This window comes from Paenibacillus sp. FSL R5-0701 (assembly GCF_037973995.1).
In the GTDB taxonomy this organism is placed as follows: domain Bacteria; phylum Bacillota; class Bacilli; order Paenibacillales; family Paenibacillaceae; genus Paenibacillus.
In genome coordinates this window covers 3,812,163-3,831,002 of sequence record NZ_CP150230.1, presented here as the reverse complement: position 1 = coordinate 3,831,002, position 18,840 = coordinate 3,812,163, and the positions used below count along the sequence as shown (strand labels likewise).

At 40.7% G+C, this 18,840-nt stretch carries 17 protein-coding genes; 5 read left to right on the top strand and 12 right to left on the bottom strand.

Features of this window, described 5'->3' with window-relative positions:
• Positions 1–232 precede the first annotated feature (232 nt).
• Positions 233–1,297, top strand: coding sequence for a GntR family transcriptional regulator (locus tag MKZ13_RS16890; protein ID WP_339176867.1), 1,065 nt, complete (start codon positions 233–235; stop codon positions 1,295–1,297).
• Between the two features lie 1,039 nt (positions 1,298–2,336).
• On the opposite strand, the gene MKZ13_RS16885 is transcribed toward MKZ13_RS16890, so the two are convergent.
• Complete coding sequence (locus MKZ13_RS16885) at positions 2,337–2,849, bottom strand: AAA family ATPase (protein ID WP_339176865.1); 513 nt, start codon at positions 2,847–2,849, stop codon at positions 2,337–2,339.
• Positions 2,850–2,980: 131 nt separating this feature from the next.
• On the bottom strand, positions 2,981–3,430 hold the full coding sequence (locus MKZ13_RS16880) for a MerR family transcriptional regulator (protein WP_339176864.1): 450 nt from the start codon (positions 3,428–3,430) through the stop codon (positions 2,981–2,983).
• A gap of 173 nt (positions 3,431–3,603) precedes the next feature.
• Here MKZ13_RS16880 and MKZ13_RS16875 point away from each other — a divergent pair, with 173 nt between their 5' ends.
• Together MKZ13_RS16875 and MKZ13_RS16870 are read left to right on the top strand one after the other, a co-directional pair.
• Positions 3,604–4,455 (top strand): aldo/keto reductase, encoded by an 852-nt coding sequence (locus MKZ13_RS16875; protein ID WP_145321661.1) that lies wholly within the window; start codon positions 3,604–3,606, stop codon positions 4,453–4,455.
• A 417-nt stretch (positions 4,456–4,872) separates the two neighbouring features.
• Positions 4,873–6,081 (top strand): IS110 family transposase, encoded by a 1,209-nt coding sequence (locus tag MKZ13_RS16870; RefSeq protein ID WP_339185407.1) that lies wholly within the window; start codon positions 4,873–4,875, stop codon positions 6,079–6,081.
• A 333-nt stretch (positions 6,082–6,414) separates the two neighbouring features.
• Here MKZ13_RS16870 and MKZ13_RS16865 read toward each other — a convergent pair whose 3' ends face one another.
• From MKZ13_RS16865 to MKZ13_RS16855, 3 genes are all read right to left on the bottom strand, one after another.
• Positions 6,415–7,434 (bottom strand): DUF4367 domain-containing protein, encoded by a 1,020-nt coding sequence (locus MKZ13_RS16865; protein ID WP_339176861.1) that lies wholly within the window; start codon positions 7,432–7,434, stop codon positions 6,415–6,417.
• Entirely contained in the window at positions 7,395–7,979 is a 585-nt protein-coding gene (locus MKZ13_RS16860) for a sigma-70 family RNA polymerase sigma factor (RefSeq protein ID WP_339176859.1), read from the bottom strand. Before MKZ13_RS16860 ends, MKZ13_RS16865 begins: the two co-directional genes overlap by 40 nt.
• A 942-nt stretch (positions 7,980–8,921) precedes the next feature.
• Complete coding sequence (locus tag MKZ13_RS16855) at positions 8,922–9,245, bottom strand: helix-turn-helix domain-containing protein (RefSeq protein ID WP_339176858.1); 324 nt, start codon at positions 9,243–9,245, stop codon at positions 8,922–8,924.
• Between the two features lie 144 nt (positions 9,246–9,389).
• Here MKZ13_RS16855 and MKZ13_RS16850 point away from each other — a divergent pair, with 144 nt between their 5' ends.
• On the top strand, positions 9,390–10,274 hold the full coding sequence (locus MKZ13_RS16850; protein WP_339176857.1) for an NmrA family NAD(P)-binding protein: 885 nt from the start codon (positions 9,390–9,392) through the stop codon (positions 10,272–10,274).
• 174 nt (positions 10,275–10,448) lie between these two features.
• On the opposite strand, the gene MKZ13_RS16845 is transcribed toward MKZ13_RS16850, so the two are convergent.
• Entirely contained in the window at positions 10,449–11,648 is a 1,200-nt protein-coding gene (locus MKZ13_RS16845) for an MFS transporter (protein ID WP_339176856.1), read from the bottom strand.
• A 718-nt stretch (positions 11,649–12,366) separates the two neighbouring features.
• Here MKZ13_RS16845 and MKZ13_RS16840 point away from each other — a divergent pair.
• The gene (locus MKZ13_RS16840; RefSeq protein ID WP_339176855.1) at positions 12,367–12,915 is read left to right on the top strand and encodes a cysteine hydrolase family protein; all 549 of its coding nucleotides are present in this window, start codon (positions 12,367–12,369) and stop codon (positions 12,913–12,915) included.
• A gap of 177 nt (positions 12,916–13,092) precedes the next feature.
• On the opposite strand, the gene MKZ13_RS16835 is transcribed toward MKZ13_RS16840, so the two are convergent.
• The 6 genes from MKZ13_RS16835 to MKZ13_RS16810 all read right to left on the bottom strand — a co-directional run bounded on the left by MKZ13_RS16835 (position 13,093) and on the right by MKZ13_RS16810 (position 18,807).
• The gene (locus MKZ13_RS16835) at positions 13,093–14,523 is read right to left on the bottom strand and encodes a 6-phospho-beta-glucosidase (protein WP_339176854.1); all 1,431 of its coding nucleotides are present in this window, start codon (positions 14,521–14,523) and stop codon (positions 13,093–13,095) included.
• A 43-nt stretch (positions 14,524–14,566) separates the two neighbouring features.
• Positions 14,567–16,498, bottom strand: coding sequence for a beta-glucoside-specific PTS transporter subunit IIABC (locus MKZ13_RS16830; protein ID WP_339176853.1), 1,932 nt, complete (start codon positions 16,496–16,498; stop codon positions 14,567–14,569).
• Positions 16,499–16,606: 108 nt separating this feature from the next.
• On the bottom strand, positions 16,607–17,449 hold the full coding sequence (locus tag MKZ13_RS16825; protein WP_339176851.1) for a PRD domain-containing protein: 843 nt from the start codon (positions 17,447–17,449) through the stop codon (positions 16,607–16,609).
• Positions 17,450–17,682: 233 nt separating this feature from the next.
• A complete protein-coding gene (locus MKZ13_RS16820) occupies positions 17,683–18,081 on the bottom strand; it encodes a rhodanese-like domain-containing protein (protein WP_339176850.1) in 399 nt (132 codons plus the stop codon).
• A gap of 86 nt (positions 18,082–18,167) precedes the next feature.
• Positions 18,168–18,323 carry a hypothetical protein gene (locus MKZ13_RS16815; protein WP_339176848.1) on the bottom strand — a complete coding sequence of 52 codons (156 nt, stop codon included), beginning with the start codon at positions 18,321–18,323 and terminating at the stop codon, positions 18,168–18,170.
• 142 nt (positions 18,324–18,465) lie between these two features.
• Complete coding sequence (locus tag MKZ13_RS16810) at positions 18,466–18,807, bottom strand: thioredoxin family protein (protein ID WP_339176846.1); 342 nt, start codon at positions 18,805–18,807, stop codon at positions 18,466–18,468.
• Between the last annotated feature and the right edge of the window lie 33 nt (positions 18,808–18,840).

The window sequence follows — 18,840 nt, the reverse complement described above, 5'->3', positions numbered from 1 at the left end:
CATTTGAAAAGTTGGCTGACTAGTTAGTTCTGTTAATTTAAGCGGTTTCAATACACCTTGGCACCACCATCCTTAACATAATTCTAACCTTTCAAAGAAAAGACCCCTTCGCAACAATTTCTTAGATTCCATATTGTAAGCGCTTTACATGCCGTATTATAATATATATGAAATAAGCTTTATATAACCAATTGATTATAAAATCATAAAGTTTATGGGGAGATGCTACTCTTTGAAAAAGCTGGCGCTCTACAAACAAATTCGAGAAAACATTATACAGAAAATTAAATCAGGGCAGCTTCGGCCAACGGATCGCATTCCTTCTGAACAAGAACTAATGGACGAATTCAGAGTAAGTAAAATTACCGTCAGGAACGCCCTAACCCTACTAGCTGACGAGGGATTAATTATACGCGTACAAGGCAAAGGCTCATTCGTCTCTTCTAGTCTTGTTGTTTCTAGCATCAATTTCTCGCCATCCCCATGCAGCGCGTCCTCCATGCCGCTCATCGGCTTCATCATTCCGACGATGAGAACCCGTGTCATTCAGAAGCTCGTTGACTACACGGAACACTACCTACAAGAAGCCGGCCTCAGCATGGTACTAAGCATCACGCGCGAGTCTTCCTCTATCGAATCAAACGTCATTCGTACACTAACGGAGCTCGGTGTGAAGGGGCTGATCGTTTTTCCAACAGAAGATGAGAAGTACAACGAATCATTACTGCGTCTGTCGCTCGATAAATTCCCGTGTGTGTTCATCGACCGCTATCTGCGCAACATTGAGACGTACACCATTACATCCGACAATTACGGCGGTGCGTATAAAGCTGTGTCCCATTTGCTATCCAAGAGTCATCAGCAGATTGCGCTCATCTCACCTGAAAATGCCAATACAGCCGTCGAGGACCGCACGCTCGGCTTCGAGCAGGCGTACACAGATCAAGGCATCTCGATTGACAAGCGCTTGTGGTGTCACATTCCTCTCGACATTCTACGCAGCGAGCAAGCATTGGACTATGTAAGCAACTTCTTGCAGAACCACAGTGGAATTTCGGCAGCCTTCTCCTTGACTGAAGAAACAGCACGCCTTACATCCGCCGCGATCAGTCTTCTGAACGAACACTCAAATATCGATTTACTATCTTTCGATAATCCACATCTTTCAGGCGTAGCTTATGTGCAGCAGGATGAACAGGAAATGGCACGAACAGCCGTCAAGCTGTTATGTGAACAGATGGAAGATATTTATTCTCCTAAGAACGCCGTCATCCCCGTGCAACTCATCTTCCCTTGACACGACAAAGGTTGTAGCCAGGCGATAGATAGATAGATAGATAGATAAACTGGGCATATTGTTTGGTTTTACCGACGATGTTGTTCATGATTGTCTGCCTAAAAAAGTTAGTTCATGATACAAAAAAACTTACTCAAGCTCTCGCCACAGGATTCCATCATAATACTATTTAGATAATTACCTAATCCGAAATGACACAATGTTTTTGTCCTCAGCTTGGGACAAGACTTGGTTCCTAAAAAAAAAGCCACTATAATAGCGACTTCAACTGGACTATGTTTTTGTCCTTCGACATTTTGTCATTCCATCACATCATCAGCTGCTTCTTCCTTGGTTTTATTGAACTAACGTTTCTTCGTTAGCTTATTGGAAAACTGTACCTTGATTCACTTCTTAAGCTAGTTCAATCACGAGGTCGAGTTCTTTATTTGGAGCATCCAAAAATCTTTCCTGTCCGTGCGCTCAGCAGCAATACAACTCTAAGTCCTTACCTATTCTCATATTGCTGCGTATATATTTGAAAAGCTCTACTAAACCGGTTATATATAATCCTGCTGCATCCTCTTCCGTATTGTAGACCTCCATAAGTTTATCATCCTTAGCGGCAGGGTTCACATTCGTAACATAAGGAAGCTCATGGCTTGCACAATATAATAAAATAGTGTCACAGATCAACCTCATCTCCGATCTAAAACCATTTTCCAAAGCTTTTAATACCAACTATTCTATCTAACTGCTCCATTAACCGCCAGTTATCTTAATTAAAAAAGGAGCAGCTACCAACGGCAAACTGCTCCTTGCTATTACTCAACTAACGTTTCCCGTTAGTGGAATACCCTGAGTAATAATTTACAATTGTAATACCATCAAACTATGCTTCTTCTTTATATTGAATCAGTACGTTTTCTATGCTACTTACCTTGTTTAATTGTACATTCAAACGGTAACTCTAACTTCTCAACCTGTTCTCCAGACCGGTTCAGTGCAATTCAGCATTCTTATCGTATAGATTTGTTCCATGCGAAACCAGACTACACATTCAATTAGTTGGTATTGAGAACCGCTGAATAATAAAGTCTGCTGCTTGCTCGGCGGTGATGTTCGAGACATCCACTTTAGTTGTATTCAGTTGTTCGTATAGAGGAATGCGCTCTAGGCTTCTTAATAATATATCTTCCGTACGATTTCCGACATCTACATCTTTAGTCAGCCGTTCTTTCAATGCCTCTATACTGCATACCAAGGATATGAGATGCACTTTGCAACCTTGTGTATCAAGACGTGTAATAATCTCATCAACAATAGCTTGCTGATGCATTACCCAGCAAAAGACAATATTTTCATAAACGGTACACTTGATAAAATTATTCAAAAGGAAGCATATATTTTGCATAACCATCTCTTTGATTTCCTCGGTCACTTGAAATGGACGCATGTCCCAGCACCAGTCCCCATCAAGAAATACGCTGTTGCTCAATTTATCCTTCATAATTTGGCAAGTTGTTGTTTTTCCTACGCCCATTGTACCGCCAATCAGAAAAATGTTTTTCATACCAAGCCCCTCTAAACTATAGTCTCCCGTTAGTTCAATCTAGATTGATGTGAATCTAGTTCATTGCAAGCCAATCAAGAGTTTTAAACCGAAGATTTTCCCCAAAACGGTTGATGTGCTCAAAATATGTCTCACGCCTTCCGAACAGAGGACGAGTAAAATACGTCAGCATGCATATGCTGAATTTTGTCCCAGTTACCGGGATTGGTCGTGTCTGGAGTGCGGTGCTCCAGAATGGCCTGATATAGGTCGGTTTTTTGTTCTAAATGGGCAACGTGCTGTTTGGCTTCTTCAAGCTGAACGAGCGCCGCTTCTTTATGCTCCATCATAAGTGCGAAGCGTTGCGGAATGGTCGAATCCCCTTCGAGACAGAGATCGATATACTTTTTAATGAATTCAATCGGCATCCCGGATTGCTTGAGGCATTTCACGCCATGCAGCCAGTTGATTGATTCGTCGTTGAACATCCGAATGTTATTTTGATTGCGCTGTACGCTAGGCACCAGGCCTTTATCCGTGTAAAAACGCACGGCGTGCTGGGTGAGTCCCGTTATCTGGGCGGCTTCTTTGACCGTATACATGTCAATTCCTCCTTGGAAAATAAAGTTGTGAAGACGACTTGACTTCGTGTAGCACGAAGGTTCTAAGCTTATTGTAATGCAATTCAGCCGTAAGTGGAATTACCGCTGCAGTGCCCGATTCCCGGGATACGCGCCGTTTGCTATCATACATTTAAATACTAGGAGGAGTTAAAATGCAAAACGTAACATTGAACAACGGAGTGAAAATGCCGATTATCGGCTTCGGAGTCTACCAGGTTCCCGATGCTGAAGAATGCGAGAACGCGGTATATGAAGCGCTGATGGCCGGTTACCGCCTGATCGACACCGCCGCCGGTTATCTGAACGAGGAAGCGGTCGGACGCGCGATCAAGCGCAGTGGCGTGCCGCGTGAGGAGCTGTTCATCACGACCAAGCTCTGGGTTCAAGATGCAGGATACGAGAGTGCCAAGCTGGCGTTTGCCAAATCCTTGAAGAAGTTACAGCTCGAATATCTCGATCTATACCTTATACACCAGCCGTTCGGCGATTACTATGGCGCTTGGCGTGCGATGGAAGACCTATACCGTGAAGGCAAGATCAAGGCGATCGGTGTCAGCAACTTCCTGCCCGACCGTCTGATGGACCTCATCGTGCATAACGAAATCGTACCTGCAGTCAACCAGGTTGAAACGCATCCGTTCTACCAGCAGATCGAGAGTACCGCTTTTATGAAAGAGCAGGGAGTGCAGCACCAGTCGTGGGCGCCGTTCGCTGAAGGAAAGGGCAACATGTTCGGTAACGAAGTTCTGGCCTCGATAGCAGAAAAACACAACCAGTCCGTCGCTCAGGTCGTGCTGCGCTGGCTTGTTCAGCGTGAAGTCGTTGTTATTCCAAAATCGGTGAGAAAAGAGCGGATCGTCGAAAACTTCGACATTTTCGATTTTGAGTTGAGCGCAGACGATATGCAACAGATTGCCACCCTCGATACACGGGAAAGTCTTTTCTTATCCTACCACGATCCGAAATTCGCCAAGATGCTGGGCACCTTGAAAGTAGATCTGTAAACCTTGATCGAACCGTAAACTCATCAGGATTTTACACTCATCTATAAAGAAAGGACAGGTCATCCCTGTCCTTTTTTTACTTGAATTGCAAATTCTAAAAATAGCAAAACTGCAGCTAGTTGTGTAACGAAATCTCAGAAGCACCAAGATCTCCCGAAGTATCCTGCCCGTTCGTATTATGAGATCAACCAGTTCTTTCTGGTTGATCCTTTTTTCATTTGCATAGAGGATTAAGGTAGTCCGGTCGATCGTACCTGCCCGTGGGACTTGATCCCGAGTGCTATAGTGTTCGCCCTACTTGTCATGACCATGATTGAGGCTGGTTGGGACGTAAGATCCCGTATAACAAGCGATGCTATGGAGCGACAGAAGAACCTTAGGGATGCCGGTGAATCTAAACTTACAGGGAGAGATGAAATGAATCCAGTTGTCGGTCTAGATATTTCAAAAGAAGAAAGCCATGGACAAGCCTTTTTAGCACGCGGAAAGCCCTTCAGAGGGACATTCCAGTTCGAGCACACTCGTGATGGCCTAGCAATTTTACATCAAGTTTTGAAGGATGTTGAGACTACATCCAAACTTCGGCCTCTGCTTATTCTAGAAGCAACCGGCCATTACCAAAGTCCCGTTGTTCAGTTCTTAGAAGAACATCACTACATTTACATTGTCATTAATCCGCTCATCTCAAATCGGCTTAGAAAATCTCAACTTCGTAAAGTAAAGACGGATGCTGCGGACGCTTACCTATTAGGAGAGTTGTACTACAAGGAAGAGTTTGAACCTTTTAAGAAAAGAGGTGTGCAACTTCTCAATCTACGCTATCTTACAAGACAGTATGAGTCCCTTTCAAAGATGTGTGTACAGACGAAGCTGCAATTCCAAGCCGTTTTAGATCAGGTTTTCCCAGCTTACAAAGGCGTCTTTGGAGCTATGTATTCCCGTATTTCACTACGGTTTTTAAGTAATTTTCCAACCTCATATTCAGTTTTACAGACGGATGAAATTACACTCAAAGCTAAGATGAAAGAACTACTTTCTTCGAAACGGGGGCGTTCAGAGGGCTGGATTAACCAACGGGTTCAGCGACTGCTACACGCGGCGAAGCAAAACCCATTTCAGCAAACCATGTATGCAAGCCACTTAATCAATTTGAAAGTTCTTATTACCCTTATTCTTCAGTACCAAGAGCATCTTGCTGAACTGGAACAGAACATAGATGCTCTCGCTGAAGAAATTGAAGAGTATGAATTAATTCAGTCGATTCCCGGTATTGGGCATAAAATTGCTGCAACAATTTTATCTGAAATTGGAGAAGTCGACCGATTTGATCACCCAAAAAAGCTGGTGGCTTTTGCAGGCATTGACCCGAGTGTCTTTGCTTCGGGTAAATTTACAGCAACTCGAAACCGAATCACGAAACGCGGTTCTAGGCAGTTGCGTTACGCCCTGGTAATGGCTGTCCAGTGTGGGCTTATACGCTCGCGAAATATGCGAATCAAAGCGTTCTATGATCGCAAGAGAGCAGAAGGAAAACCACATAAAGTAGCTCTAATCGCATGTGCAAATAAGCTCGTCCATTGGCTCTATGCAATCTTGAAAAACAAAAAGGAATTTCGTCCAATTTAAAAGATTACTATTGGCATAACCTTCCAAGACAAATCGGAAATTGGAGGGTTATTTGGCATGCTCATTTTAACTATACCACATGATTTAGTATCACTTTACTGGTAATCTTGACAAGCTATTAGCTGGTATAGCTTAATGAATTAACGAGGAAAAGAACCGTTTAGTTTTAATGCCTAATCGGTAATCGGACTATGTTCTTGTCCCTCGACATATTAAATTAAATTATCATCTGGAGTTAGATTCACATATCAGTGCTGCCGCATATCTTGTGTCCTTCAGTAAAGCAGAACTAATGTCTAAAGTGCCATGTTTATCCCTTTGTTGTTTAGAGCACTAAGGAGATGTCAGAATCTCTTCAGCGATTTTGACCAGATCCTTTTTACCTAAATTACTGTCCCTATTATTGGATATTTCATACAACAAATGATTGTGATCGTCCCTCCATCCAATCCGTTGGTAAGGAACGGAATTAGTTTCCCTATCCTTAATATCGGATTGAATATAATAGACCTCATTACCTTGAATGTTCAGCTTCTCGGATTTAGCCTGATCGTCCTGGAATATGGTCACTTTGGAGTCGGGGAATATTCTTGTTGCCATTACAGTTACAACGTTCTTCCCCTTAACATAGCGTGCCAAAGAGAAGTCAGCCTTGTTCCAATTCAGTTTTTGAATATAGACCCGTTGCCCATCCGAAGAAGATTCAGCTTGTCTTTTAAGGTCGTCTGTTAACTTCAGGTAAGCAGCATCTGCGAGATGGTTTGTATACAGATCGGCAGGATAAACGTATCCGTAATCAAACTGGTACCCTTGAGGAAGTTGCGTTATTGATTTTAAAACTGGAGCTTGCGTCCGTGTAATTTCAGCTTGCAAACTGCTGAAATTTGAATATTCGATCCACTTATATTCAAATTTTACGGGGGTTAATTTATCAGCGTTGTTAATTAACTCATCTTTGACATAATAGGCTACATAATCCCCAGGTCGCAATTGTTCTTTAATCTGATTTGTGTAAAAGCCCAGTCTTTTTGTGTAATTGGTAACAAAGTCAGTAGGCTCTTTGGCGGCTGCAGTGTTTAGTACCACCTCTCCTTTATTGTTAAGGAATTCAATATATTGTGAGGCCGCATACCCTGTCACTGATACTCCAAGAACGAACATTGCGGTTAGCCCGAGAACCACGACTCTTTGACGAACTCGTGCTCTGACATGCAAGCCTCTCTTGTGAACTGCCAGCTTATGGACCCGAGTCATGACTTTGTCAGTGACATCAAAATTCTGAAACTCCTCTTGGATCAAGAGATCCATTTCTTTCAGATTTTCGTTTTGAGAAGTACGTTGTAATTTTGGCATAGTTCTTCCTCCTTTGGTGTCATCCATTTTTTGAGTTTGATTTTGGTTCTAGCAAACTTTTTCTTGACGGCATCGGGACTTTTATTCAAAATTTCAGCTATTTCTACAAACGATTTTTCTTCAAAAACGCGCAGAATCAGTAGGTTCCGTTCAACTACATTTAGTTTTTCAAGCGCCCGGCATAGTGGTTCGTTAAAGAGTTGCTTATCCAGCATCTCTGCAGGACTAATGGCAGTTTGATCTTGAGCCATTAGTCTGAACTTCCATTTCTGTTGCATTTTTTTTCGACGGATTATGTTTATGCAGTGATGATAGGCTATTTTGTAGAGCCAGGCGGAGAAATTCACCTCAGGTTTATAGAGATCTATCTTCTCATAAGCCTTAACCAGAACGTCCTGAACAGCATCCTCTGCTTCCTGTTTGTTTGAAATAAGTCTCCAACAATACATAAATATCTGTTTTTGGTATTTTTGAACGATATAAACGTAGTCCTGAATTTCGCCCGCTTGTACTCTTTTAATTCTGTATTCGGTTTCCTCATCCATGTTTCTTTAAGGCACCTCCCAGGTATTCACGATGAAGTCTATATATGTACAACAAACGAGGTAGTTCTAAAGGGACATTTTTTAGAAAATTCTTTAAATTGTTGTTCAACCATACTCCTCTTTATTTGTATGTGATACAGAATCGGTCTGGTTAATAGGCCTCAGATTACTTACAACAGTACCAATCAAAACCCAAACACTGTAAGAGCAAATTCAACATCTAATGTTTCAATATACATCCTTTGATCTCTATGGTGAACCTCTTCTTTGCCAATCAGTAATCGGACCAAGTTCTTGTCCCACGACATTTGGAAACCTTTTTTTTCTGGCCATTAGTTAAAATTCTGGAATATAAAAAGCTGCTCATTGCCTGTGATTTTTCCCATCAAAATCGTATTCTGTCTTATGTCTTCAATGGATTAAGTGTTAAGATACGCATAGGATACTAGCTTCTTTAAGAATTCCTCTTAAATTAGCATGGTCGAACTTGTTGTTTTGAAGTATTTTGACAACCACTTACAATTACCAGCATTATTAAAATAAAGACTGTAAATTTAAATCGACCCTTCATCAGTTTTGTCCCCTTATTAGATCTTTTTTTTCTTAAAGCATTATTATCCCGGGTTTACACTTTAATTATGAATGGCTGGTCTGCTACTAGTCGTTTCATCTACGAGGAAGTCTTCTTTCTCAAAGTATTTTAAATAAGCTTATCCTTAGATTTATAATTGCTGAATGCCTCAGCTGAACTATTCGAGAGGTAAAAAGCTATCTTTATACATGATTTAAATAAAAGATGCCCCCAATGATGTATTCAATCATTGGGGGCATCTTTTAAATATCAGTTTAATTCAGATATGAGCATGAATAATACCGACTCCTTATAATAGGAAAATTGGCTATTACAGCGACTTTAATGGTGTTTTCTTGTGTTCAAGGTGCTTACATATGTTGTAGACCCCAGTTTTGCAATTGCAATAGAATCGGGGTGAGACTATGTCCTTTATCTGTTAGTGAGTATTCGACACGAGGAGGCATTTCAGCATAAGCAACGCGGCTCACTAGCCCATCTTCTTCAAGCTCACGCAATTGACGCGTAAGTGTACGATGCGTCACCGTGGAGAGTGATTTTTGTAGTTCGTTAAACCGTATAATATCTTTATTCAATAAATGGTACAAAATTAGAATTTTCCACTTGCCACCGATTGTATTGACTGCAAATTCAACCGGACAAGGACTGCAATTTTCCAGTGGTTCGATCTCCATAAGTTTACCTCCAAAAGTATCACGGGAGATACCTGATATCCCGAATGTGCGTACTTACATAAAGTTTGTGAGTTAGTTATTATAAATATAACATTTAGTTCAATACTGAACAAATGAATGTAACTATAAGGAGCTGTTGTATATATGGAAACGATATTAGTCTATGGAGCGTCAGGGGTACAAGGTGGAGCCGTAGCAAGATTGTTAACTTCCCAAGGGGTAGCTGTTCGCACCATTACACGTCATGACAAAAACGTAGCGACTTTAAAAGAACAAGGTATAGAGGCATTTGTTGGAGATCTGTCTGTACCTGAATCGCTGAATGAAGTTAATAATGGTGTTAATAAAGTCTTCTTGAATATGCCAATCGAGTATGACACAGCATTAATGAAGCAACAAATTACGAATGCCGTTGAAGCAGCTCGACAAGCGCACGTGAAATTGATCGTTGTGAATTCGAATGGCTTTTTACCAGAACAACCAACCGACACCAAAACGTTGGATGTTAAACGAGAATTGATCGAGTACGTACAACAAAGCGGTATTCCAACTATTTTGGTAAAACCCACACTCTATATGGAGAACTTCTTGATTCCGGGTCTGATCAATAATGGGATGCTCTTTTACCCTGTGCCAGCAGATAAACCGATCCCTTGGATCAGCTCCGAAGACGCAGCGCAATATCATTATTATGCGTTAACCCATCCTGAGCTGGCAGGTCAAGTGCTGTTAGCTCCAGGTTCGGAAGCACTTACTGGTGCAGAACTCGGTGAGCGTTTTACACAAGCGTTGGGACAAGATCTAAAATTCAATTTCTTGAACTATGATGATTTTGAAGCAGCGCTCACACCAGTAATGGGGGCGGACCAAGCAGCTGGTATTGGAGGCTTCTATCGTTGGATCGGAGCTAATATTGATTCCCTGAACTATTATGACGTGAAAGATCGTGTGGTTGTCCCTGATATCCAATTGACCTCGCTGAAGGTTTGGTTGCAACAACCGCATATAAAAACAATTTTTGGTTCTTAAGAATACTTTCAGTAACATCGCTCAGAATTCGTTTCAATAACACTTTAATCTCTCAGGGAATGTGCTACAGTACATTTCCTGAGAGATTATTTTATCAGCCACCCTACTTTATGTTGTCTCAAGGCTATATTCCACGTCTCTTCCACTTGGCGTTTCTCCCCTTAAAAACACTTCTTATCGTAGTGAGGCTTGATTAGATTTTCCTTTCCATAATACTGTAAGTCCTAAACCAATGATCAGAACTATTCCTGCAAAAAGGTAAGGGTAGTGAATATTAATGTCAAATAGAATACCACCCAATGCTGGGCCAAAAAAATTCCCCAAGCTCGTGTAAGTAGAGTTCATACCTGCTACAAAACCTTGCTGTTTACCAGCAGTTTTAGATAAGAAGGTAGTTAGGGCAGGTCGTAATAAATCAAACGCTAAAAAAATAAAACAAGTTACAATCAAAACGGCTATAAAGCTCGTGACAATAGTAGATATGAATGCTAAAACCGAACCCATGATTAGGCAGATCTGAATCACCATTTTTTCGCCTAATTTATTTACTAATTTGCCGAACAATAAAATTTGAATAATTACCGCTACAATGGAACTTATGGTGATGATACTTGCGATATCCTTGGGGCTAAAGCCAAATTTCTCATCAGAAAACAAGCTGAATACCGTTTCGTAGGCAGATAATCCGAAAGCAAGGACAAAGACCATAATAAAGGCTATGAAGTAGAGTGGTTGAATTGATTTTCTTAAATCCTTAACGAAGCTAGATCCCTTTGTGTTTAACGATAGTTGTTGCATCTCATCATGTGACAGAGGCTCTTTTAATATAATCGAAGAGGAAATAGCGGCTAGGAGTGCCATAGCAGCGGCAAAGAAAAATGGCATCCTAATTCCATAATCGGCAATAAATCCACCCACACCTGGCCCAATAATAAATCCGGTGCTGATCGCAGCGGAGACGTATCCCATCGCCTTTGGTCTATCCTCTGTAGTCGTAATATCAGCAACGTATGCTGTTACAGCTGGCATGATAAACGCAGCACTTATTCCTCCCAGTACCCTGGACAAATAAAGTATCGAAACGTGTGTTCCTAGTCCGAAAATTAATTCTGACAAACTGAATACCAGTAACCCGATAACGATCATTTTTTTTCTTCCAAAACGATCAACCCATCTACCAGCAAAAGGCGAAATAATTAACTGGGATAAGGCATAGATTGCAACCAGATAGCCCATTGTACTTCCGGATAAATCCAACATGTCTTTGAAAGAGGGCATAACGGGAACAATTAATCCAATTCCGAGAAAGGCTGTGAAAATATTACTTAGTAAAATCAACATCACCATTTTTTGATCTTTTAGTGGCTTTTTCATCTGAATACTCCTCTTACGATTAAATTCATAAACTTCAAATGATTAGATAACGTCAGATATAAAAGTTGAAATTTTTCTCTTAGTTATTATTTCATCATAAGATATAGTCTATAAGCTTTTAGTCCATTTTTACATAGATGTAGTAAAGTGTTTCGATCATTCTCATTGATTGATGAAAGTGTTCTTGAAAAATCCAAAAAAGTCACATAATTTGCGACTTTGAATGTACTATATTCTTGTTAATCAAAAAATCTATTCACTAAAGTAGTTTTCACGGTATCTCTGACTCAGCTTTGGAGCTACAAAAATGTACTATCTTAAATTCACACATTCATCACGCAATTCTGAGAAAAAGATTTAATTGCTCTTGAGAGCTGGTTTTATTTTTTTAAATGGTAAAAGCCTTCTCTCGATACGCGGTGAACCTCCAATACCTCTCTTCGATCGTTCATTGATTTTATAACAAATGATGGTCTGTTGTTTTCATATAGAAAATGACAAAGGCTGTAAAAGAAAAGAAAGTCCCAATTCCCAATGAACACGTGCATTTTTAGATAGTAACCGAAGGATCTGAAAATCAATATGATCAAGTTCCATAATAGATTCCTTTCACCATGAATTTTTTTGGGATAAAAGTGTTTCGTTAACTTATCGAATAAAATTACAATTCGATTTATGATCATAGTGTAACAAAATATTTTATACGAGGTGGAGAATAATGAGCACAGCTCTAATTATTGTAGATATTCAAAATGACTATTTCCCGAATGGGAAGATGGAATTAAGCAATCCTGAAAAAGCAGCTTCTAATGCTGCAAAAGTGCTTGATTGGTTCAGACAAAATCACAAGGATAACATTTTCCATGTTCAGCATATCGCAAGTGACCCAGCGATTGGTTTCTTTCTTCCAGGTTCGGAAGGTGTAAAAATACATGAGGCTGTTCTACCATTAGAAAATGAAAGTATTATTAATAAACATTTTCCTAACAGCTTTTTGAATACCGAATTACAAAGCAAACTTAAAGAGAAAGAAATAACCAAAGTAGTGGTTGTAGGGATGATGACACATATGTGTATTGATGCAACCGTTAGAGCTGCAGTTGATCTCGGCTATGAAACAACACTTATTGAAGATGCATGTGCAACGAGAGAGCTATCCTATCAAAATAAGGTCGTACCAGCTGAACAGGTCCATTATGCCTTTGTCGGCGCACTTAATGGCATGTATTGCGATGTGAAATCGACTGAAGATTTCACATCGCAATAAGAAATAAACACGGTATTACAGAACACAATAGTTCAGATTAAAGTTGAAGGTGAAAAACTTCGAAACCAGTTGCAAAATTATTTTATTGTAAAATAATAAAATTAGAAAACATAAGGTTACTTCCACTCTGTCAAGCAAAGTGGGAGTGACCTTTGTTTATGTTGACCTTATTATGAATTAGGCATCCAGATTCTGACCATTTGACTCAATAACCTTCTTGTACCATTCGAATGATTTTTTCTTGGAGCGTTTTAATGTTCCTTGACCATCATCGTCCCGGTCAACATATATGAAACCATATCTTTTTTTCATTTCTCCCGTACTTGCACTTACAATGTCAATCGGTCCCCATACAGTATACCCAAGCAAATCGACGCCATCATACTCTACAGCATCTCTCATCGCTTTTATGTGCTCGCTTAGATAAGCAATTCGATAGTCATCTTCAACATATCCGCTCTCATCCGCTATATCGGCAGCACCGAGACCATTTTCTACAATGAATAAAGGTTTTTGATATCGATCATAAATGTTGTTCATCGTAATCCGCAAACCGAGTGGATCAATTTGCCAGCCCCAGTCACTAGCTTTCAAGTAGGGGTTAGGCAAGCTGGGGAACAAATTGCCTCCAATCGTATCCGTTTGTGTAGGATCTGCGCTAACCACACTGGAAGAATAGTACGAGAATCCGATAAAATCAACGGTGTGGTGTTTTAGTAATTCCTGGTCTCCTTTTTCGAATGGGAGTACTATATTTTTGCGTTCAAGATCTTTGAGTGTATAGACAGGATACTCACCTCGTACCTGAACGTCAATGAAGAAGTAGCTTTGGTTCTCAACCTGCTTCGCTTTCCATATATCCTGTGGGTGGCATGTTCTAGGATACGGAGCATTGGCAGCAAGCATACAACCTACCATATTTTCCGGATCAACTTCATGGGCAATTTTGGTGGCCAACGCACTGGCTACCAGTTCATGGTGACTGGCTGTGAACTTTACAGCTTCCGCGTCTTCGTGTTCTTCAATGAACAGCCCAGCTGCTAAAAATGGCGCTTCTAAGACCATATTAATTTCATTAAAAGTAATCCAATATTTAACCAACCCTTTGTAACGATTAAATATCACCGTACACAGTCTTTCATAGAAATGAACCATTTTTCTGTTCCGCCATGAACCATACTCCTTGACCAAATGCATTGGAACATCAAAGTGAGTAATGGTGACGAGGGGTTCAATATTATACTTTTGGCACTCTTTGAACAAGTCTTCGTAGAATTGAAGCCCAGCCTCATTAGGTTCTGTCTCATCTCCTTTGGGGAAAATACGGCTCCAAGCAATCGACAAGCGATATACCTTGAAACCCATTTCGGCAAACAAGGCAATATCTTCTTTAAAATGGTGATACATATCAATGGCTTCTTTAGCGGGATAGTAATAATTCTCGTCAAAGTCAAACATTTTAGTTTGTCCCATAAGTACACTTTCTCGCACGTCGCCAGTCGGGCTCAAATCAACGTTTGCTAGCCCTCTGCCGTCCGCATTGTAAGCTCCCTCTGATTGGTTAGCCGAGGTTGCCCCTCCCCATAAGAACCCATCTTTAAATCCCACATTTATCGTCTCCTTCTTTTTTATGAGATATATAATTATTCTCTTACAACAAGCCTGTCAGCAGCACATCGCCTGCATTCACTTTATTTTCTTTGGTCTCGACGATTTCCAGATAATTCTCCGTGTTTGTAACAATCATTGGCGTTACTAAGGAATATCCTTCTTTCTCGATCTCGGCAATGTTAAATTTGACCAGTTTCTGCCCTTGATGCACAATGTCCCCTTCTTGCACGAAACTTTCAAAATGCTTTCCTTTCAATCGAACGGTGTTAAAACCGATGTGAATCAATACTTCCATTCCTTCATCCGAAATTATTCCAACGGCATGTTTAGTCGGGAAGAGCGTAACGATTTTTCCGGCAAAGGGGGCAAACAGTTCGCCTGTAGAAGGACGAATTCCAATCCCTCGACCTAATAGCTCTTGAGAGAAAGCCTCATCCTGAACGTCTTTAATCGGAATGATCTCCCCGTTCATCGGACTGAGCATCGTATGTTTTTTTCCAACTTTAGACACTGATTTAGGTGGATCTACAGACAATGTAGCAGAGTCAGCTTCCGGCTTATCATCCTTGAACATGACGAGTGTTAATGCAAACGAGACAACCATGGCAAACACTACACCAATGATGGCAATCATAATATTAGACGTGCCTGGTTCATTAGGGTCGAACATCGTCAAAAACTCAAATATACCAAATCCACCAAAAGTAAACTCTCTAAGGTTGTACAGTCCATAAAATCCACCAGCAACACCCGAAACGATACAGCTCATAATAAACAGCTTCTTGCGCGGCAGGATAATACCGTAAACGACCGGTTCAGTGATGCCAAACAATGCAGAAATGGCCGAAGGGAAGCCTAGAGCCTTAAGCTTTTTATCCTTGGTTTTCACGATAATTGCAAGCACAATGGCCAACTGCGCAAATGAAGTTGCAAAGACGGAGGCCATGATAGTGTCATATCCCATGCTCGTAATGTTGTTAATATATAAAGGGATGAGTCCCCAATGCAGTCCGAACACGACAAGTACTTGCCATGAGAGCCCCAAAAGGAATCCTGCAAATAATGGACTTGCGTCTCGTACCACCAGTATGCCTTGAGCAATTAATTCAGACGCATAACTCGCAACAGGTCCGATCAATAGGAAGCCCAAGGATAAGGAAATCAGCACCGTGACCATCGGGATCATGAAAAATTTAATCGCACTCGGAACAATTTTATCCAGCGTACGTTGAACTTTAGATGCAAAGTAAACAACGATGATGATTGGCAGAACAGTGGATGTGTAGTTCATGCTGATCAATGGAACGCCGAACACATCCAGATAAACTGGAGAACTGAAGGCAGATCCGCTGAATAGTGTGTAAAGCGGCTCTCTAGAACCTGCCAAGGCATCCAACTGAATAGCGGGATAACACATAGCTAATCCAATGAGTATGCCGATAAAAGGTTGTACTTTAAACTTGTTAGCAGATGTATATCCCAAGAATACAGGAAGGAACATAAACAAAGCATCCCCCATGGCATTAATGATGATATATGCCCCGCTATCCGTTGTATAGAGGTTAAGTGTGCTGAACAACGTATTGAAGCCTTTTAGCATCCCCGCAGCTAACAGAATGCCGAGAATAGGTTGAAACAAACTTGATATTACATCAATGAAAGCGTCCAGCGGCTTTTTCTTTTTAACAACTTTTTCGTTTGAAGAACTCGTATTGTCTGGATTCCGTTTAACTAGTGAGTTGACCTCCGAATAAACTTCAGAAACATGATTTCCAATAACGACTTGATATTGCCCACCTGAACGTACGACTGTTACTACCCCGTCCAGCTTTTTCATAACTTCATCATCGGGTATGGAATCGTTCTTCAGATGAAATCTTAACCTTGTAACACAATGAGTGAGGTCACTAATGTTATCTGATCCCCCTACTTGACTCACAATCTCTTCCGCTAACTGTTGATATTTTCCCATTTATGTTCTCCTCCATATTCTAGCTGAAACAGCATAGTGAAGGGTTTGGCCAACTTAATGTCACCATCCTGGCTTACTCTTAAACCCTCACCTCCTTTCCTGGTTAAGTCATGTTCTTGTCTTATACACCACGCGTTGAATGTGGACCGTCAAATACAGTTTTTCTTCACCCGTAAGGCTGTAATTGTAGTTGTTTCTGATGTAGGTTTCGATTTTGCCCACACAACGATACGCATTCTGATGTTTTTCTTTTATCACATCCAGAAGATCTTGGTCGCTTTCATTCTCATGTAAATTTCCACTGATTAATCTTTGCGCAAAAAATTTCAGATGCGTAATAAATCGATAGAATGCTACGGATTGTTCATCGAATTCAATTTGAAAATAATACCTGACAATGTCGCTAATTTCCTGAATGATTTTGGTCACTCTGTAGATATCTTGACTTTCTTGGCGATCCTCTGCATTGACTATGTGCAAAGCCAGGAAACCAGCCTCATCTTCCGGAAACTGAATATCAAAAGACTCCTTGATGAATTGAAGCGCCTTCAAACCAACCTTATACTCATCCGCGTAAAACCGTTTAATATCCCAAAGTAAAGCATTTTTGAGGGAGATTCCGTCTCTAAAACGGCTTACGGTTGAGAAAACATGGTCGCTGAGCGATATATATACACTATCATTCAGTTTTTTGCCTAGCGTCATTTTTGCGAAATTTATGATTCTATCCGCAACATCGAAGTAATCTAAAGGGATTTCCGTCAGGAGTTCCTGAAATTTGATAAATGCCTCCTTGGTAGAAAGGGAGTAAATTTTATCAATGCTTTGCTCATCAAGAGCATCGCCTATTCTCTTTTGGTAAGCAATTCCTTTGCCCATCACAATGACTTCCTGACCCAATTTGTCGTGTGTAACCGCCACATTATTGTTAAGGATCTTAAGAATAATCATCTCATTTCCCCCTTAATACAAATAAAAAGACCCACCCGCACATCTTGAAATAAACGCTAAATATAGCGCAAATTCACGATGTGCAAGCAGGTCTAGCTTGTAATTAAACAATCACTATCCTTAACTCGCATTCTCATTATAGCCGCGGCCGAAAGATTTAGCAATAACCGTTTTAATTTGTTCAACTGCTTGTTTTTGCCTTAAATCTGTTGCACAGCCATTAATGAAACGCTTCATTGCATACATGGACACGGAGATGCCACGTTTCCCTTATTCATTGAAAGAAAACAACCTCTAACAGCATACAACTGCCGAAAGCCCCGACGTGCCAGAATTCTTGCAGCTTTTTTTCGCTGAATCCAACTTCGGGAAAAGATGAATACTTCATCATGCGGCTCAATATGTTTGCTCCACAATACAGGCAGTCTGCCAACCGAGATATTTATTGTGCCCGGAATATGAGCAGTCCAATACTCGCTCGCGTCTCTGACATCCAGGATTTTCACCTTTCCCCAACGTTCTTGAGTGAGGTCCAAGTCCTCGATATTAATATAAGTAAGGGAACGCAGAGGCCATAGTTGAGTCAGTCCCCATATACCCGCCAGCCCCAATAAGATATAAATCAATGTCATCGTACTATCCCTTCCTCCACAAAATTGCAAGACCTGAAACTTACTAAATTTCCTCTCAAGCTACGTGACAAAGCTGGACATCCTTCTTACCAAAAGCGTTTTAATTCATGGATTTCACTGCTGTTTTCATTTCGCATTACACGCAAACGCCCTTTTAAGACAAAATAACCTGCAATTACGGAAGCACTAACGATCAACATTTCCAGGCTAATATTGAAAGGACCAATTGTAATAAACTGCAAGGCATATCTCCTATTCGAGTGCACAGTCGGCACAAGTAATCAACGGGAAATGAATCAAGCTGGCTCCAAATTTGATTGGCGCCAGCTCAAGTAAGTGTGACTTTTGCCCGGTGTTGTTCCCAAGAGTTCCGATTCATTGGGTTTACATGGACTGGGTGTACAATTGGTATATCTGATCCAGTTTATGCTTAAGCTCGTTAAAGCGAACAAATCGATCTGCTCTGACATATTCCTTCTGTTCTATGATCAGCAACATGATCGGAGCTGTGAAAATCATATATTTCTCTGCTATGCTCTCTACATTGTGAATGTCGATATGCCCCAATTGAATCTTAGGATATTCTTCTAATAGCATTCTGATCTTAGGGAGCAATGCATGACAAACACTGCAATTCGTTTGAGATACATATAAAAAACTTAATTCATGTTCACTAACAAACCGTTCCACCATATCTAGCGAAGCTAATTCCATCATTTCTTTCATATCTGTATCCTCACTGACGAACCTGCATTATGA

What these genes read in the sequence shown, in the direction of transcription:
- MKZ13_RS16885 (WP_339176865.1), bottom strand. Translation starts at nt 2,849, where the DNA reads ATGAAAAACATTTTTCTGATTGGCGGTACAATGGGCGTAGGAAAAACA.
- MKZ13_RS16880 (WP_339176864.1), bottom strand. Translation starts at nt 3,430, where the DNA reads ATGTATACGGTCAAAGAAGCCGCCCAGATAACGGGACTCACCCAGCAC.
- MKZ13_RS16875 (WP_145321661.1), top strand. Translation starts at nt 3,604, where the DNA reads ATGCAAAACGTAACATTGAACAACGGAGTGAAAATGCCGATTATCGGC.
- MKZ13_RS16870 (WP_339185407.1), top strand. Translation starts at nt 4,873, where the DNA reads ATGAATCCAGTTGTCGGTCTAGATATTTCAAAAGAAGAAAGCCATGGA.
- MKZ13_RS16865 (WP_339176861.1), bottom strand. Translation starts at nt 7,434, where the DNA reads ATGCCAAAATTACAACGTACTTCTCAAAACGAAAATCTGAAAGAAATG.
- MKZ13_RS16860 (WP_339176859.1), bottom strand. Translation starts at nt 7,979, where the DNA reads ATGGATGAGGAAACCGAATACAGAATTAAAAGAGTACAAGCGGGCGAA.
- MKZ13_RS16855 (WP_339176858.1), bottom strand. Translation starts at nt 9,245, where the DNA reads ATGGAGATCGAACCACTGGAAAATTGCAGTCCTTGTCCGGTTGAATTT.
- MKZ13_RS16850 (WP_339176857.1), top strand. Translation starts at nt 9,390, where the DNA reads ATGGAAACGATATTAGTCTATGGAGCGTCAGGGGTACAAGGTGGAGCC.
- MKZ13_RS16845 (WP_339176856.1), bottom strand. Translation starts at nt 11,648, where the DNA reads ATGAAAAAGCCACTAAAAGATCAAAAAATGGTGATGTTGATTTTACTA.
- MKZ13_RS16840 (WP_339176855.1), top strand. Translation starts at nt 12,367, where the DNA reads ATGAGCACAGCTCTAATTATTGTAGATATTCAAAATGACTATTTCCCG.
- MKZ13_RS16830 (WP_339176853.1), bottom strand. Translation starts at nt 16,498, where the DNA reads ATGGGAAAATATCAACAGTTAGCGGAAGAGATTGTGAGTCAAGTAGGG.
- MKZ13_RS16825 (WP_339176851.1), bottom strand. Translation starts at nt 17,449, where the DNA reads ATGATTATTCTTAAGATCCTTAACAATAATGTGGCGGTTACACACGAC.
- MKZ13_RS16820 (WP_339176850.1), bottom strand. Translation starts at nt 18,081, where the DNA reads ATGACATTGATTTATATCTTATTGGGGCTGGCGGGTATATGGGGACTG.
- MKZ13_RS16810 (WP_339176846.1), bottom strand. Translation starts at nt 18,807, where the DNA reads ATGAAAGAAATGATGGAATTAGCTTCGCTAGATATGGTGGAACGGTTT.